The organism is Cryobacterium lactosi (assembly GCF_004403945.1).
Classification (GTDB): Bacteria; Actinomycetota; Actinomycetes; order Actinomycetales; family Microbacteriaceae; genus Cryobacterium; species Cryobacterium lactosi.
In genome coordinates this window covers 93,158-108,318 of record NZ_SOHM01000025.1, presented here as the reverse complement: position 1 = coordinate 108,318, position 15,161 = coordinate 93,158, and the positions used below count along the sequence as shown (strand labels likewise).

The following is a 15,161-nucleotide window of genomic DNA, read 5'->3' as shown; positions in this document are numbered from 1 at the left end:
GGCTTCGGCCACGGCCTCGTGTTCATTACAGTGCTCTCCACCTCGAACGGACCGATCAGATGGCCGGAGGAGGTGATCACATCGTCTCCCGGCCCACGAACCAGTAGTACCCGTCGGCATCTCGCCTGGCCAGGTCGCCGGTGAGGTACCAGCCGCCCACGAAGCAGCGCCGGTAACTCTCTTCGTCGTGCAGGTAGCCCCGGAACATCGAGGGCCAGCCCGGGCGGAGCGCCAGTTCGCCCAGGGCATCCGGTTCGGTCACCAGCTGAACCTGCCCGTTATCGGCCAGTACCGGGCTTCCCGCAGCGTTCCGTGCCACCAGAGCCGCCTCGACACCCGGCAGCGGCCGGCCCATCGATCCTGGCCGGATCGGGGTGGCGGCGAAGTTCGCGATCATGATCCCGCCGGTTTCGGTCTGCCACCAGGTGTCGTGCACCGGATGCCCGAACGCCTCCTGGCCCCACAACACCACCTCGGGATTCAGCGGCTCACCCACACTCGCCACGAAACGCAGCGCAGACAGGTCGTGGCCTGCGGCGCGTGCGGCGCCGGCCTTCATAAGCATCCGTAACGCCGTCGGCGCGGTGCACCAGACGCTCACCCGCTGCTCGGCGAGGATTCGGTACAACCGGTCGACGTCGAGCTCGTCCTCGTCGACGACAGTGGTCACCCCGTGCACGAGCGGCGCGATCACGCCGTATGAGGTGCCGGTCACCCAGCCGGGATCGGCCGTGCACCAGTAGATGTCGTCCGGGTGCAGATCGAGCGCGTAGAGGCCGGTGGCGTAATGCGAGGTGACGGCGTCGTGGACGTGCACCGCTCCCTGGGGCGTGCCGGTGGTGTCGCTGGTGAAGTGCAGCAGAGCCATGTCCTCAGGCTGCATGGCCACCAGGTCGCCGTACGGAGGCGCCTCGGCCATCAGCGCCGCCAGATCGAGGGTGCCGGGCTCCGGATCACCGTCGGCATCAACGAGCAGAACCTGCACGAGCTCGGGCAGCTCGGCTCGGATCGGTGCGACCTTCTTTCGGTACAACGCCCGGGTGGTGACCAGCGCCCGGCCGGAGCCGAGCTTCAAGCGTTGCCGCACGGGCTCGGGCCCGAACGCGGAGAAAAGCGGGCAGAAGATACTGCCGTTCTTGAGGGTGCCGAGGATGGCGAGATAGAGCTCCGGGATGCGCCCGCACAGGGAGAAGACCCTGTCACCTCGCTCGATACCCAGTCTGTCCAGCACACTGGCGAACCGGCCGCTCTGTTCGGCCAGCTCGGCGTAGCTGAGCGACCTGGTCGGGCCGTCGGAGCGTACGAACCTCAACGCTTCATGCGTGGCCAGAGGCCCGGCGGCGTGCCGGTCCACGGCCTCGTAGGCGATGTTGACCCCGCGGCCGCCCGGCAGCCCGGACAGCGCCTGGCGAGCCGTGTCCCAGCTGAACTCTGCCCTGGTCCGTTCATAGTCGAGAAGGTTGGGCCGCACTGCGAAGGTCGTCGGGTCCTTCTGGATCGGCGGCCAGCGCGATGCCGAGGCGGAGGGTGAGGCGTTGATTCCTGCCGTCATGCCCCCATGAAACCCCTACTACCCGGCCGGGCATAGGGCCGGATCAGGAGCCTACCGCCAGCTGCCCAGGATCAAGCCCATGATGGTGAGGTTCAGGACATCGCTTCCCACTTCGATCAGCCAGACCCTGAAGCCGTGGCCGGCGAAGAGCCGGTGCGAGAGTGAGGCCGCCGCCGCCAGACCGACGCCGAGCAGCAACCCCGTGAGTCCACCCTGCACAGTGCCGAAGCCGGGATCCGTGGCGGCGACGAAGTGGATGACGGAGGCCACCGCGATCGCCTCCACGAGCGCGGCAACGAATGTCGCTCCGAAGACCACCGCCATGTTGCCGGTCGCACCCGGCTGCTCGGTCGGCCCCTTACCCATGAGCTTCCACCAGAGCGGAAAGAAGGTCTTCGGCCCGAACCAGATCGCCCCGGCGACGAAGGCGGCCAGTGTGGCCACAAGAACGGCCCACCAGTTGAGCTCGGCAAGAAACATGGCATCGTCACCTTAGGTTGGTCGGGCTGGGGGTCTATCGGGCTGCCATCACATCAGCAGGGCGAGCACGAACTGCAGCACCACCACACCGGCCGTTGCCCCGGCCAGCGCCAACGCTGCCACGACGAGGCCACGGCCCCGCGCTCCCGCGGGGATGACTCTGTATGCCTGCAGGGTGAACATGAGCCCGACGGCGCCGACGATCAGCGCGGGAACCGGATACACCACGGCGACGATGAGCCCGAGAGCCGCCACCCAGAAACCGGGCAGCCGGCCAGGCGTTTTCGTCCAGTCCGACTGCGGGGCACCCAACGAGAGCAGGCGATTACCGTCCATCTTCGCACGAGGGTCATTCACTTGTGAGCTCCTTCGATGGCCCGTTGGACCGGTTCGGCCGCGACCACTCTTCCCTGCCATTGTCCCGCATCCGCCGGGCCAGCGGTCAACCGATCAGGCGCGGCGGCGACCGGCAGCTGCCTCCCGCTCCAGCGGGGTGACGGTCGCCAGCGGAATGTTGAGGAAGTCGACCAGCGGGGCCAGTGCCTCGAATCGTGCGACGACGGCGTCGACGAAACCGTCGGTGAGCGCGGCGTCGCCAGGCAAGCGGGCGAACAGTGCCCAGCTGCGCACCCGCAGCAGGTCTGCGGCGGGATGTTCGGCGGGAAACCCCTTGGGCGCGCGGAGGAGCGGCCGTCCCTCCAGCGGCTCCGCCAACCGCACCACGGGCGGCGCGGCGAGAAGGCTGCGCATCTCGTCGTGGTGGTCGAGCAGGTACTCGCGGATCGCGTGCAATTGCGGCGAACCCGGCGAATAGGCGCCGGCGGCGACCATCACCCCGTGCACCCCCGCCTGCAGGAAGAACCCGGCCCCGCCGGTCTTCTCCAGGCCCTGCCGGGGCCAGTTCGCCGCAAGGTGGGTCTTGTACGGGGTCTTGTCGTTCGAGAACCGCACGTCGCGGTAGATCCGTAACATCGCCTTCGGCGCCGGCCGCAGATAGTCGGGCGCGAAAGCGTCCAGACGGAGGTTGATCGCGTCGATCACCTCCAGCATCCGGGCCTTCAGCTCGGTCTCGTAGACGCTCCGGTGCTCCTCGAACCACTCGCGGTTGTTGCGGTGCTCGAGCTCCTCGAGAAAGTCGAACGTCTGCTCGCTGAAATGGGGGCCCACCTGCACGCTCCTTCGGTCACGTCCGTCCATTCTCTCGCGGCCGGCACCGAGCGCGTCGCTGGCCCGTGCCTAATACGGCCCGACGGTTACTTGGCTTCCTTAGCCGCGGCCTTGGCCGCTCGTTTGCTCTCCCGAACCTTGCCCAGCGACTCCGGGTCGACGATGTCGGCCACCGACCGCAACGAGCCCTCCTCGCCATAGGGGGCGGATGCCTCGCGCCAGCCTGGTGCGGTGACGCCGAGCCTTTTGCCGAGCAGGGCGAGGAAGATCTTGGCCTTCTGCTCACCGAACCCCGGAAGTCCCTTCAGCCGGCGCAACACCTCGGCGCCGTCTGGAGCGGCACCGTCCGGACCGGCCTCGGTCCAGATGGCTGCCGCGTCACCGTTCCAGTCCTGGGCGACCACGCCGGCCAGGGTCTGCACCCGCGCGGCCATCGAGCCGGGGAAACGGTGTACTGCCGGGGTCTGCTTGAAGATCGCGGCGAACTTTTCGGGGTCGTACGCGGCGATCACCGACGGGTCGAGGCCGCCGATCCGGTCCCGGATCTTCGCCGGACCAGCGAACGCGGTCTCCATGGCGATCTGCTGGTCCAGGAGCATGCCGAGCAGGAGCGCGAATGGGTCGTCGCTGAGGAGGGTGTCTGCGGCGGTATCGCCGGTGAGGTGCAGCGTCATCAGCCCAGTCTCGCACCGCCTGGACAGATCCGCAGGGTGCGCTGCGGGTTGGCAGCACGGCATCGGGGGTCCACCATGGCGACAACCGGAGCGCCCCATCCGAAAGCACCGTGCAGCGAGGGCCCCGGCCAGAGGAGGCTGACATGTTCGACATCCCTGCGGGCAGCGTGATGCGCAGCTGGACCGGTTGGATCAGGCCGGAGGATCGTGCGGCCTACGCAGGCTATATGGAGCGCACCGGGCTGGCTGACTACAGGTCGACCCGGGGCAATCTGGGCGCCGCCACGGTGTTCCGCGACCTGCCGGACGGCCGGTGCGAGGTGCGCACGGTCTCGTTCTGGCGCGACTACGCCGATATCGTCGCCTTCGCCGGCGATGACATCGAGATGGCGGTCTTCTATCCGCAAGACGACGGGTTCCTCATCGATCGTGAATTCACGGTGGCTCACTTCGACGTGGCCTGATACCCCGGTTCTTCGGCGCCCGTTTCTTCGGCGCCCGTTTTTTCGACGCCCGGGCTCCCGTTTCTACAGGTTCGGGCCGATCATGGCTGCATGGATTCCGTCGATGACCTCTCCGAGATCGCCTTCTGGCTGGAGCGCGACCTCGCCCCGACCTTCAAGGTGCAGGCGTTCCGCCGGGCTGCCAGCCTGATAGGCGACCTCGACCCCGCGGAGCTGGCCGATCGGGTGCATGACGGCCGGCTCCGGGCGATGAAGGGAATCGGGGACCGCACGGCCGAGGTGATCGGGCAGTCGCTGTACGGCCTGCCCGACTACCTCGACAACCTGCGCCGGCGCGGCGCCGAACCCCTCGCCGCCCGCGGCGCCGAGCTGCGCGACGCGCTCCGCGGGGACCTGCACAGCCACAGCGACTGGTCGGACGGCACCACGTCGATCGAGTTGATGCGCTCCGCGGCCCGGCTGCTCGGCCGGGAGTACCTGGCGCTGACCGACCATTCCCCCGCTCTCACCGTCGCGCACGGTCTAACCGCCGACCGGTTGGAGGAGCAGCTCGGCGTCGTCGCCGACCTCAACACGGACGCTCGCCCCGATGGGGTGCGGCTGCTCTCCGGTATCGAGGTCGACATCCTCGAGAACGGCCGGCTCGACCAGTCCCCCGAGCTACTGGACCGGCTCGACGTGGTCGTCGCCAGCGTGCACTCCAAGCTCCGCGAGGACTCGATCACCATGACCAGGCGGATGCTGGCGGGCATCCGTGACCCGCACACCAACGTGCTCGGCCACTGCACCGGGCGGCTCGTGTCCGGGTCGCGCGGCACCCGCCCGCCGTCGGACTTCGACGCCGAGCGGGTGTTCGCCGCCTGCGCCGAGAACGACGTTGCTGTCGAGATCAACTCCAGGCCGGAGCGGCAGGACCCGCCGGCCGACCTGATCACGCTCGCGCTCGAGGCCGGCTGCCTGTTCAGTATCGACACCGACGCGCACGCGCCAGGCCACCTCGACTTCCTGGCCTACGGCGCCGAACGTGCCGCCGACGCCGGGGTACCGCACGAACGCATCGTGACAACCTGGCCGGTCGAGAAGCTGCTGGCCTGGTCACGAGCCGGCCGCTGAGCATCCCGCGGCACGCCCGGACCGAGCCGCGCCAACACCCGGTCAGGATGCTTCGATAAGTTGGATGCCTGCCACACCGGCTGCCCCGGCAACTCACGAGGAGCTCCATGCCCATCACCGTTCAAGGCGCGATCGCCCGCTCGAAGGGGGCTCCCGTTGAGCTCACCGACATCGTCATCCCCGATCCCGGACCCGGCGAGGTCGTCGTCGACATCGAGACCTGCGGCGTCTGCCACACCGACTTCCACTACAAGGAAGGCGGCATCAACGACGACTTCCCGTTCCTGCTCGGCCACGAGGCTGCCGGCCGGGTGAGCATCATCGGCGCCGGCGTCACGCACGTGGCCGTCGGTGACTTCGTGGTGCTCAACTGGCGCGCCGTCTGCGGCGACTGCCGGGCCTGCAAACGCGCCGAACCCTGGTACTGCTTCAATACCTTCAACGCCAGCCAGAAGATGACCCTGGTCGACGGCACCGAGCTCAGCCCGGCGCTGGGTATCGGCGCGTTCGCCGAGAAGACCCTGGTGCACGAGCGCCAGTGCACCAAGGTGAACCCTGATGCCGACCCCGCCGCGGTCGGACTGCTCGGCTGCGGCATCATGGCCGGCATCGGCGCCGCCATGAACACCGGCAACGTCAGCGCGGGCGACTCCGTGGCCGTCATTGGCTGCGGCGGCGTGGGCGACGCCGCCGTGGTCGGCGCGAAGCTGGCCGGCGCCGGCACCATCATCGCGATCGACCGGGACGCCAAAAAGCTGGCCAAGGCCGCCGAATTCGGCGCCACGCACACGGTCGACTCGTCGAGCCTCGACGAAGACGGGGTCGTCGCGGCCGTGCAAGCGCTCACCGGCGGCTTCGGCGCCGACGTCGTGATCGATGCGGTCGGCCGCCCGGAGACCTGGCGGCAGGCGTTCTACGCCCGCGACCTGGCCGGCACGGTGGTGCTCGTCGGCGTACCGACGCCCGAGATGACGCTCGAGATCCCGCTGCTGGATGTCTTCGGCCGCGGCGGCTCGCTCAAGAGCTCCTGGTACGGCGACTGCCTCCCCGAGCGGGACTTCCCGATGCTCACCGAGCTCTACCTGCAGGGCCGGCTGCCGCTGGGCGACTTCGTGAGTGAACGCATCCGCATCGACGAGATCGAGGCGGCCTTCGCCAAGATGGCGTCCGGCGATGTGCTGCGTTCGGTGGTGGTGCTCTGATGACCGCACGCATCGAACACCTCGTCACCGAGGGCACCTTCGACCTCGACGGCGGCAGCTGGGCGTTGGAGAACAACGTCTGGATCGTCGGTGACGACACCGAGTGCGTCGTCATCGATGCCGCCCACAACGCCGAGGCGATCCTTCAGGCGGTCGGCGACCGCCGGCTGCTGGGCATCCTGAGCACGCATGCGCACAACGACCACATCGGTGCCGCCGGGGCGGTCTCGGCCGCCACGGATGCGCCGGTCTACCTGCACCCGGACGACCGGTTGCTCTGGGACGTCGTCTACCCGGATGCCGCGCCGCACCGCGAGCTCGCCGACGGCGACACCATCGCTGTGGCCGGGATCGAGCTGCAGGTGATCCACACCCCGGGGCACTCTCCCGGCTCGGTCTGCCTGTACGCGCCCGCCTTCGGCACGCTGTTCAGCGGCGACACGCTGTTCCACGGCGGGCCGGGCGCCACCGGGCGCTCGTACAGCGACTTCCCCACCATCATCGAGTCGATCACGGGCAAGCTGCTCACCCTGCCGGCCGACACCGTGGTGAACACCGGGCACGGCGAGTCCACCACGATCGGCGCCGAGGCTCCCGACCTGCCGGCTTGGCTCGCTCGCGGGCACTAACCCACGCACAGATAGAACACGCACCGACTTGCCCACGTGCGGACGATTTGCCCCACTACGGTGGGGCAACTCGTCCGCACAGGGGCAACTCGCGAAGGAACGGGCTACTCCGGCTCGCGCGGTTCCGGGCGGCCTCCGTCGGATTCCCGGGCGCGGTGCCCGAAGTACTCGCCCGTGGTCACCGCGCGATATGACGTCTCGACCATCCGCTCGAGCACATCCAGGTTGACCTTGTCGAGGTTGGTGATGTACAGGCAGCTCAGTGCGGCCTTGTGCGGTCCGAGCCGAGCGAGCTCATCGGTGTAGGCGCCGAGTCCGTCGGGAAAGTAGATCGACATCGACGCCTTGCGCGGTGAGAAGCCCGCCGCGCCCGCGTCGCCCTCCCGCCCGCTCTCGTACTTGTAGTGGTACTGACCGAAGCCGATGATCGACGAGTACCAGAGCCGCGCCGGCTCGCCGGTGATCCGCCCGAACAAGGCCAGGAGCGTCTCCGCATCCCGACGCCGGGTGGCGCCGGGGACGGCGTCGACGAAGGCGCGCACCTCGTCGTCGGCGGCCTCGTGGTCGGTCCGGTCGGCGGGGGTCCCTGTTGCCATGCCCCCACGGTATCCCGCTCAGCGCCGAATGCACACGTCAGCGTGGGCGTCGTATCGGTAGCCCGTGCCTCGCTCGGTGCGCAGGATGTCACCGTAGGCGCCGAGCTTCACGCGCAGGCGCTGGATGTGCACATCGATGGTGCGCGGGCTGGTCACCGGCGACCAGGTGCGCTGCGCTTCGATCAGCTCGGCCCGGCCCACGGTGAGGCCCGGATGCAGGACCAGATAGCAGAGGAACCGGAACTCGCGGTAGCTGAGTTGCACGGGCAGCCCGTCGACGAGCAGCAGTTGGCGGCCCACGTCGATGAGGACGCCTTCACCTGCAGCCGCGCCGCCGCCGGGGCCGGGCTCCGGCTCGACGTGCACCTGGGCATCCGGGGCCAGACGTGCCACGACGTCGGTCAGCGCCGCGGCGAGCGCCTCCCGGGGCGCGGCATCGCCGTCGAGGCGCACGAAGAAACCGAACCCGCGCACCTCGTCACCGTCGTGACCTACACCCGCCGCGCCCCCTGCCCAGTCCATGTCACACCCTGGAAGCGGTCTCGAGCAGGGCGGACTCTTCGAGGTTCTGCCCATTGCGGTAGCGGGTCGCCACGTGCGGGGGCTGCAGCCGGGCCGGCCCGCCGAAGATGCGCTCTCGCAGGGTCTCCCCGTCGACATACGCCTCTCGCAGCCGGCCGCGGCGGCGGAGCTCCGGCACGACCAGTTCGATGAAGTCCTGCGCCGTGCCGAAGGAGTGGTACTGGCGCAGGTTGATCCCGTCGATGCCGATGTCGTCCAGCCAGCTCTCGATGGCGTCGGCCACGACTGTGGGCGTGCCCACCACGAAGAACTGCTCGTCCCACGAGGTCGCGATGGCGTCGAGGAACTCCCCCACGCTCTGGTCCTGGGGCAGGTAGGCCGCTCCGGGGGCATCCGATTTGCCCTCGCGGGCCAGGGCCTCACGCACCGTGATGTCGCGCGGGTGGGCCGTGGGGTCGAAGGGCAGCGATGCGTGCGCGAGCCGGCCCTCCACGCTGGCCAGCTCCCGGTAGGCCCGCAGCTTCTCGGCCGCCTCCTCCTCGGTGCGGCCCACCACCACACCGGCCTGCACGATGAACTTGATGTCGGCGGCCGCGCGGCCCTGCTCGACGGCCGAGTCCCGCATCGCCTGGATACCCGCCAGGACTCCGGCCGGTGTGGGCCCGCCCGTGAACACCACCTCGGCGTGCTTGCCGGCGAAGGCGGTTCCGGCCTTCGACGCCGTGGCCTGGAAGAGCACCGGGGTGCGCTGCAGCGACGGTTCGGAGAGGTGCGGCCCGGCCACCGAGAAGTGCTCGCCGACATGGTTGATGTAGCGCACCTTCGCCGGGTCCGTGTAGACGAGGTTCTCGGCATCCGCCACCACGGCGTCGTCGTCCCAGGACCCCTCCCACAGCTTGTAGAGCACGTCGAGGTACTCGTCGGCGATCTCGTAGCGGTGGTCGTGCGCGATCTGGTCGGCGTGGCCGAAGTTGCGCGCGGCGTTGGGCAGATACGACGTGACGATGTTCCAGCCCACCCGCCCCTTGGTGAGATGGTCGAGGGTGCTCATCCGGCGGGCGAACGCGAAGGGCGGTTCGTAACTGGTCGAGAAGGTGACCCCGAAGCCGAGGTGCTTGGTGACCGCCGCCATCGCGGGGATCACCAGCAGCGGGTCGTTGCTCGGGATCTGCAGTCCCTCCCGCAGCGCCGTCTCCGGGCCGTCCCGGAACACGTCGTAGGCGCCGATGACGTCCGCGAGGAACACAGCGTCGAAGCCGCCGGCCTCGAGCAGCTGCGCCAGCTCGATCCAGTAGTCGATGTCGTTGAACCGTTGCCGGTTGTTGCCGGGCAGCCGCCACAGTCCGTGGGTGATGTGGCTGACGCAGTTCATCTCGAAGAGGTTGAGGATGAGCCGTTTGGGCGGCTGAGCGGGGTTCTGGCTCATGGGTTTCTCCTGGGGTGATCGGGCAGCGAGCTGATGAGTTCACGAGTGTACGGATGCGCCGGCCGGTTGAAGATGTCGTCCGGGGTGCCGCGTTCGACGACGACGCCGTCCTTCATGACGAGCACCTGGTCGCTGAGGTGGTTGATGACGCCGAGGTCGTGCGAGATGAAGAGGTAGCTCAGCCCGCGTTGCCTCTGCAGGTCCACCAGCAGGTCGAGGATCTGCGCCTGGATCGACACGTCGAGCGCCGACACGGCCTCGTCGAGCACGATCACCGACGGGTTCGGGGCGAGCGCCCTGGCGATGGCGATGCGCTGGCGTTGCCCGCCGGAGAGGTTCAGCGGAAAACGCTGCAGGATCTCCTGCGGCAGGCCCACCTGGCGCGCGAGCTCGACCACCCGGGCCTTCTTCGCGGCCGTGGACAGGCCGGCGGCGTCGGTGAGGCTGTCGAGCAGGATCCGCTCCGCGTTCCAGCGCGGGTCGAACGAGCTCAGCGGATCCTGGTAGACCACCGCGATCTCCCGGCGCAGCGCCCGGCGGCGGGGCTCGGACAGGCTCGACCAGTCCTGGCCGAGCAGGGTGACGGTGCCGGAGTCCAGCGACGACAGCGCCAGCGCGAGCCGGGCGGTGGTGCTCTTGCCCGAGCCGGACTCCCCCACGATGCCGAGGGTGGTGCCCCGCTCCAGGGCGAACGAGACGTGGTCGACGGCCGTGGTCACGGTGCCGTCCGGAGTGGTGAACCGCTTGACCAGGTCCACCGCCTGCAGCACCGGGCCGGAGCAGTCATGGTCCGTGGGTCGCGGGGCGATGGACACCGCGACCGCGTCCGCGGCCGGCGTCGTGGCCGTGTCCGAGGGAGCCGCACCGAGGCGCTTGCCGCGGGTCAACTCGCTGGGCACCGCGTTGATGAGGCTGCGGGTGTACTCGTGCCGCGGGTCGTTGAGCACCTGGTCGGCGCTGCCGCTCTCCACCACCCGGCCGCCCTTCATCACCAGGATGTGGTCGGCCAGGTGCGCCACCACCGAGAGGTCGTGGCTGATCAGGATCACCGATACCCCACGTTCCTTGGTCTCGGCCAGCAACGCGAGCACCTGGGCCTGCACCGTCACATCGAGGGCCGTGGTGGGCTCGTCGGCGATGATGATCTCGGGGTCAAGGGCCAGGGCAGAGGCGATCAGCGCCCGCTGCCGCAGGCCCCCGGAGAGTTCGTCCGGGCGTTGCCGGGCCCGGTTCTCCGGGGCGGGAACCCCCACGGCGCGCAGCAGGTCGATGACTTTCGCGGCCCGCTGGCGCCTGTTGCCCCAGTGGTGGAGCGCGAGGGCTTCGGCGATCTCCTTGCCCACCGGGCGCAGCGGGTCAAGCGAGACGAGGGCGTCCTGCAGGATGAAGCCGATGCGCCGCCCGCGGATCCGCCGCCACTGCCGCTTGGTCGCGGCGCGCAGGTCGTCGCCGTCGAGCAGGATCGACTGCGCATCGACGACCGAGTTCTTGCCGGTCAGCCCCACGATGCTGCGCGCGGTAACGCTTTTGCCGGAGCCGGACTCGCCCACAATGGCCACGCACTGCCCCGGTTCGAGGCAGAAGCTCACGTCGTGCACCACCTGGTGCAGGATGCCGTTCCGACGGAAAGCAACGGAGAGGTTGGCGACGCTCAGCCGTCCGCGTTTCGGCGCCGGGGTATCCGCCCGAGGCGTCGGGGTGCGCGCGGCCGGGGCGTGGACACTGTCGATCGTGGAGGTCATTTCTCGCCCTTCTCCAAGGTGTTCTGGATGTGCTTGCCGAGGGTGGTGGCCGCGAGGGCCAGGGCCACGATCACGAGGCCGGGGATGACGGTAAGCCACCAGGCCTGGGTGATGTAGACCCGGCCGGCGTCGAGCAGCGCGCCCCACTCCGGCGAGGGCGGGGCCACGCCGAGGCCGAGGAACGACAGGCTGGAGGCCCAGACGATCGACTGGCCGACCGACAGGGCGATGATCGCCACGAGCGGCCGCACCGCGTTGGGCACGATGTGCTGCCGCAGGATCCGGCCGTCGCTGTGGCCGAGGGCCACGGCCGCCTCGACGTAGCCGCTGTTCTTGGCCGAGAGGATCTGGCCCCGGATGATGCGGGCGTAGCCGGGCGCGCTGCCCACTCCCACCGCGAACACCTGCGACAGCGCCGACGGGCCCGTGATGGCCACCAGCAGCAGCGCGAACAGCAGGGTCGGGAAGGCCAGGAGCACCTCGATCACCCGGTTCACGGTTCCGGCAACGAACCGGCCGCCGAGCGCGGCCAGCGCTCCGAGGACCAGCGCGAGGGTCAGGCTCACTGCCGTGGCCCCGAGCCCGATCACCAGGGATTCCCGGGTGCCGTAGACCACGCGGCTGTAGAGGTCGCGGCCGGCCTCGTCGGTGCCGAACCAGTACTCCGGAGACGGCGCGTGCAACGCATCCGCCAGATTCAGCGCATACGGGTCGTGGGTGGCGAGCAGACCCGGCGCGACCAGGGCGGTGGCGAAGAGCAGGAGGGCGCCGCTGGCGACGACTAGGCCCGCCGGCGGGGCGGCGCGTCTCCGGGCCCGCGGGGTCTGAACGGCTGCGGTGGGCGGAGTCTGGCGTTCGATGGTGCTCATGCGCTCTTCAATCTCGGGTCGACGAGGGTGTACGCCAGGTCGACCAGCAGGTTGGCCACGACGTACAGTGCCGCGATGAGGATGACGATGCCGGTGACGACGGGCAGGTCCTGGGAGTTGACGGCGCCGACGAGCACCTTGCCGATGCCGGGCCGGGAGAACACGGTCTCCACGACCACGGCGCCGGAGATGGTGGCTCCCAGCGCCCAGCCCGACAGGGTGATCGCCGGGAGCACGGAGTGCCGCAGCACGTGCCGCAGCCGTACCCCGGTGTCGCCCATGCCTCGCATCCGTGCCGAGATCACGAACGGCTGCTCCAGCGACCGCTCGAACTCGGTGCGGGTGGCCTGGCCCATGAACCCGGCCAGCGGGATCGCCAGGGTGAGGGCCGGCAGCACGATCCCGATAGCCGAGGGTCCGCTGATCACGGGGAACCAACCCAGACCGAGCGAGAAGACGAGCAGCAGGATGATGCCCAGCCAGTAGTGCGGCAGCCCGGCCGCGGTGGTGTCGACCACGGCCCCCGCCCCGGCCAACCGCCCGGTGCGGCCGGCCGTGAGGGTGACCCAGGCGATCATGATCAGCCAGGACAACGCGACCGCGGTGAGCGTGAGGGCCACGGTCGGGCCGATCTGCTGCAGGATCACCTCGCTGACCGGCTTGAACTGCTGATACGAAGTACCGAGGTCACCGACGAGGAGCCCCCCGATGTAGTCGAGGTACTGCACGACCAGGGGGTTCTGCAGGCCGTACTGCTCATTGATCTGCGCCAGTTCCGCCGGGGTGCGCTCGATGGCCTGACCGGCGCGGATGTTGAGGATCACCGTGGCCCGATCCCCCGGCAGGGCGGCCTGGGCGGCGAACGCGGCCGTGGCCGCCCCGAACAGCACCACCACTGCGCCGCCGATCTTCTCGACGATCCGGCGCAGCCGGGGCCAGGTGAGCGTGGGCGACCGCCGCAGGGTGGGAACGACCGGTCGAGTGCCCGGAGCCGGGCGGGGCGGGCTATTCGACGAAGTACGCGTCATAGAAGATCGGTCCTCCCTGTGCGTTTTCCTGCCAGACGTCCTTGAGCGTCGGAGATACGGCCAGCGTGCTCAGCCGGTCGTAGACCCCGATCGCCAGGGCGTGCTCGGCGATGTACTCCTGCGCCTTCTCGTACAGGGCGTTCTGCGCATCCGGGTCGACGGTGGAGTTGGCCTCGAGGATGATGCTCTCGAGCTCGGGGTAGTTGGTGAACGAGGCGTTGTTGTAGTTCGGCGCCTCCGGGGTGCCCTGCTTCCAGTTGATGGCGAGGATGCCGCTGGTCACCGCGGTCCAGTAGCCCACCGTGATGTCCTTCTCGTCGGGCTGGGAGTACTCGCCCGCGAACAGGGCGCTTTGCGGCACCGGAATCAGCTCGACCTTGAAGCCGGTGGCCTTGGCCTGCTCCTGCAGGCCCTGCAGGATGGAGGCGCCGTCGGCGTTCACGATCGAGCCGGCGCCGTAGGGCAGCACCACGTCGAGCGTCTCCCCGCCCTTCGTGCGGTAGCCGTCGGCGTCTCGGCCGGTCCAGCCGGCGGCATCCAGCAGGCTGTCGGCCGTGTCGGTATCGGGGCTGTAGAGGTCCGCGGCCGTCTCGCTGTAGCCGGGGGTGGCCTGGCTGACGCCGCCGTTGCCCTCGTAGGGGATGACGCCCTGCCCGATCGTCTCGACGAGGGACTTGCGATCCAGGCTGTAGGCGAACGCCTGCCGCACCTTCTCGTCGACGAACGGTCCGGTCGAGGTGTTGAAGGTGAGCTGCTGTGGCCGGCCGGGGGTGATGTATTTCTCCAGCTGGAAGCCCGCGCTCTCCAGGGTCTTCCAGGCCACGGCGGGAACGTCGTAGATGACGTCGGTCTCGCCCGCGCTGAGCGAGGCGGCGCGGGTGGTGGGGTCGGCCACGAACTTCCAGTCGATCTGATCGACGTAGGCGACGCCCGTGTGCTTGGCGTTGGCGGGCGGCGAGGTGTAGTCCTCGTTTCGCACCAGCACGATTTCCTCGCCCCGGTTCCAGTGGTCCACGACGAACGCGCCCGAGCCGATCGGCGCCTCGCAGTTCTCCTCGTCGGTGCGGGTCTCCAGGGCCTGCTGCGACTGGATGCCGAAGTAGCCCTGGGTGAGGTTGTCGGCCAGGCGCGGGTAGGGCGCGGAGAGGTTCACGGTGAGAGTGCGGTCGTCAACGGCTTGGGCGGAGGCGTAGTAGCCGGCCAGCCAGACGCTGGCGGTGCTGTTGCCGCCGGCGAGCCAGTAGTCGAAGTTGTACGCCACTACCGCGGCCGTGAGCGGCGTGCCGTCGGTGAAGGTGACGCCGTCCTTGAGCGTGAAGGTCCAGGTGAGCTGGTCGTCCGAGACGCTCCAGGAGTCGGCCAGCCACGGCACGACCTGGTGGTTCTCGTCGAGCGAGACCAAGCCGTCGAGCACCTGGGACGAGAGGTAAGCCTGCTCGATCCAGCCGCCGAAGACGCAGGCCGGTTCCTGCTGGTGGCCGTAGACGATGGTGCCGCCGTCGACGCGGGTGGCCGTGCTGGCGGGCGCGGCGGATGCGCAGGCCGACAGGCTGAGGGCGGACACCACGCCCAGCGTGATCAGGGCTGTTGTTGTGCTGCGAGTACGAGACATGAAAGACGGGACTCCTCGGTGACGGCTGTGCCTGTTCGACACGGGGTGGGTCCGAATATAGGCACCCTCGGCCGGTGCCGAACAT

General features: G+C 69.3%; 16 protein-coding genes. 4 read left to right on the top strand and 12 right to left on the bottom strand.

Features of this window, described 5'->3' with window-relative positions:
• Positions 1–76: 76 nt before the first annotated feature.
• The 5 genes from E3T61_RS11135 to E3T61_RS11115 all read right to left on the bottom strand — a co-directional run bounded on the left by E3T61_RS11135 (position 77) and on the right by E3T61_RS11115 (position 3,873).
• Positions 77–1,552, bottom strand: coding sequence for an AMP-binding protein (locus E3T61_RS11135; RefSeq protein WP_338145526.1), 1,476 nt, complete (start codon positions 1,550–1,552; stop codon positions 77–79).
• 51 nt (positions 1,553–1,603) lie between these two features.
• Positions 1,604–2,032, bottom strand: a complete 429-nt coding sequence (locus E3T61_RS11130; RefSeq protein ID WP_134640920.1) for a DUF1761 domain-containing protein — start codon at positions 2,030–2,032, stop codon at positions 1,604–1,606.
• A gap of 48 nt (positions 2,033–2,080) precedes the next feature.
• Positions 2,081–2,389, bottom strand: coding sequence for a hypothetical protein (locus E3T61_RS11125; RefSeq protein WP_134640919.1), 309 nt, complete (start codon positions 2,387–2,389; stop codon positions 2,081–2,083).
• Positions 2,390–2,482: 93 nt separating this feature from the next.
• Entirely contained in the window at positions 2,483–3,199 is a 717-nt protein-coding gene (locus E3T61_RS11120; protein ID WP_198418677.1) for a DUF2461 domain-containing protein, read from the bottom strand.
• Between the two features lie 86 nt (positions 3,200–3,285).
• Entirely contained in the window at positions 3,286–3,873 is a 588-nt protein-coding gene (locus tag E3T61_RS11115; protein WP_134640917.1) for an HhH-GPD-type base excision DNA repair protein, read from the bottom strand.
• 143 nt (positions 3,874–4,016) lie between these two features.
• Between E3T61_RS11115 and E3T61_RS11110 the strand changes: the two genes are divergently transcribed.
• From E3T61_RS11110 to E3T61_RS11095, 4 genes are all read left to right on the top strand, one after another.
• On the top strand, positions 4,017–4,337 hold the full coding sequence (locus E3T61_RS11110) for a hypothetical protein (RefSeq protein WP_241992515.1): 321 nt from the start codon (positions 4,017–4,019) through the stop codon (positions 4,335–4,337).
• Positions 4,338–4,427: 90 nt separating this feature from the next.
• Positions 4,428–5,450: a PHP domain-containing protein gene (locus E3T61_RS11105; protein ID WP_134640916.1), complete on the top strand. Its 1,023-nt coding sequence runs from the start codon at positions 4,428–4,430 to the stop codon at positions 5,448–5,450.
• A 107-nt stretch (positions 5,451–5,557) separates the two neighbouring features.
• Positions 5,558–6,652 carry an S-(hydroxymethyl)mycothiol dehydrogenase gene (locus tag E3T61_RS11100; protein ID WP_134640915.1) on the top strand — a complete coding sequence of 365 codons (1,095 nt, stop codon included), beginning with the start codon at positions 5,558–5,560 and terminating at the stop codon, positions 6,650–6,652.
• Positions 6,652–7,281: an MBL fold metallo-hydrolase gene (locus E3T61_RS11095; protein WP_174777009.1), complete on the top strand. Its 630-nt coding sequence runs from the start codon at positions 6,652–6,654 to the stop codon at positions 7,279–7,281. The genes E3T61_RS11100 and E3T61_RS11095 overlap by 1 nt, the downstream gene beginning before the upstream one ends.
• Before the next feature lie 104 nt (positions 7,282–7,385).
• Here the strand turns inward: E3T61_RS11095 and E3T61_RS11090 are convergent, their stop codons facing one another.
• The 7 genes from E3T61_RS11090 to E3T61_RS11060 are packed head-to-tail and all read right to left on the bottom strand — an operon-like array spanning position 7,386 to position 15,076.
• Positions 7,386–7,877: a DUF1801 domain-containing protein gene (locus tag E3T61_RS11090; RefSeq protein WP_134640913.1), complete on the bottom strand. Its 492-nt coding sequence runs from the start codon at positions 7,875–7,877 to the stop codon at positions 7,386–7,388.
• An 18-nt stretch (positions 7,878–7,895) separates the two neighbouring features.
• Positions 7,896–8,399 (bottom strand): winged helix-turn-helix domain-containing protein, encoded by a 504-nt coding sequence (locus tag E3T61_RS11085; RefSeq protein ID WP_166793207.1) that lies wholly within the window; start codon positions 8,397–8,399, stop codon positions 7,896–7,898.
• 1 nt (position 8,400) lies between these two features.
• Positions 8,401–9,825 carry an NtaA/DmoA family FMN-dependent monooxygenase gene (locus tag E3T61_RS11080; RefSeq protein WP_134640911.1) on the bottom strand — a complete coding sequence of 475 codons (1,425 nt, stop codon included), beginning with the start codon at positions 9,823–9,825 and terminating at the stop codon, positions 8,401–8,403.
• The gene (locus E3T61_RS11075; RefSeq protein ID WP_134640910.1) at positions 9,822–11,567 is read right to left on the bottom strand and encodes a dipeptide ABC transporter ATP-binding protein; all 1,746 of its coding nucleotides are present in this window, start codon (positions 11,565–11,567) and stop codon (positions 9,822–9,824) included. The genes E3T61_RS11080 and E3T61_RS11075 overlap by 4 nt, the downstream gene beginning before the upstream one ends.
• Positions 11,564–12,436 (bottom strand): ABC transporter permease, encoded by an 873-nt coding sequence (locus E3T61_RS11070; RefSeq protein WP_134640909.1) that lies wholly within the window; start codon positions 12,434–12,436, stop codon positions 11,564–11,566. Before E3T61_RS11070 ends, E3T61_RS11075 begins: the two co-directional genes overlap by 4 nt.
• Positions 12,433–13,464 (bottom strand): ABC transporter permease, encoded by a 1,032-nt coding sequence (locus E3T61_RS11065; protein WP_134640908.1) that lies wholly within the window; start codon positions 13,462–13,464, stop codon positions 12,433–12,435. Before E3T61_RS11065 ends, E3T61_RS11070 begins: the two co-directional genes overlap by 4 nt.
• Positions 13,442–15,076, bottom strand: a complete 1,635-nt coding sequence (locus tag E3T61_RS11060) for an ABC transporter substrate-binding protein (RefSeq protein ID WP_134640907.1) — start codon at positions 15,074–15,076, stop codon at positions 13,442–13,444. Before E3T61_RS11060 ends, E3T61_RS11065 begins: the two co-directional genes overlap by 23 nt.
• Positions 15,077–15,161: the final 85 nt, after the last annotated feature.

Coding starts and splice junctions, on each gene's coding strand:
- E3T61_RS11135 (WP_338145526.1), bottom strand. CDS start 1,552: ATGACGGCAGGAATCAACGCCTCACCCTCCGCCTCGGCATCGCGCTGG.
- E3T61_RS11130 (WP_134640920.1), bottom strand. CDS start 2,032: ATGTTTCTTGCCGAGCTCAACTGGTGGGCCGTTCTTGTGGCCACACTG.
- E3T61_RS11115 (WP_134640917.1), bottom strand. CDS start 3,873: ATGACGCTGCACCTCACCGGCGATACCGCCGCAGACACCCTCCTCAGC.
- E3T61_RS11110 (WP_241992515.1), top strand. CDS start 4,017: ATGTTCGACATCCCTGCGGGCAGCGTGATGCGCAGCTGGACCGGTTGG.
- E3T61_RS11105 (WP_134640916.1), top strand. CDS start 4,428: ATGGATTCCGTCGATGACCTCTCCGAGATCGCCTTCTGGCTGGAGCGC.
- E3T61_RS11100 (WP_134640915.1), top strand. CDS start 5,558: ATGCCCATCACCGTTCAAGGCGCGATCGCCCGCTCGAAGGGGGCTCCC.
- E3T61_RS11095 (WP_174777009.1), top strand. CDS start 6,652: ATGACCGCACGCATCGAACACCTCGTCACCGAGGGCACCTTCGACCTC.
- E3T61_RS11090 (WP_134640913.1), bottom strand. CDS start 7,877: ATGGCAACAGGGACCCCCGCCGACCGGACCGACCACGAGGCCGCCGAC.
- E3T61_RS11085 (WP_166793207.1), bottom strand. CDS start 8,399: ATGGACTGGGCAGGGGGCGCGGCGGGTGTAGGTCACGACGGTGACGAG.
- E3T61_RS11080 (WP_134640911.1), bottom strand. CDS start 9,825: ATGAGCCAGAACCCCGCTCAGCCGCCCAAACGGCTCATCCTCAACCTC.
- E3T61_RS11075 (WP_134640910.1), bottom strand. CDS start 11,567: ATGACCTCCACGATCGACAGTGTCCACGCCCCGGCCGCGCGCACCCCG.
- E3T61_RS11070 (WP_134640909.1), bottom strand. CDS start 12,436: ATGAGCACCATCGAACGCCAGACTCCGCCCACCGCAGCCGTTCAGACC.
- E3T61_RS11065 (WP_134640908.1), bottom strand. CDS start 13,464: ATGACGCGTACTTCGTCGAATAGCCCGCCCCGCCCGGCTCCGGGCACT.
- E3T61_RS11060 (WP_134640907.1), bottom strand. CDS start 15,076: ATGTCTCGTACTCGCAGCACAACAACAGCCCTGATCACGCTGGGCGTG.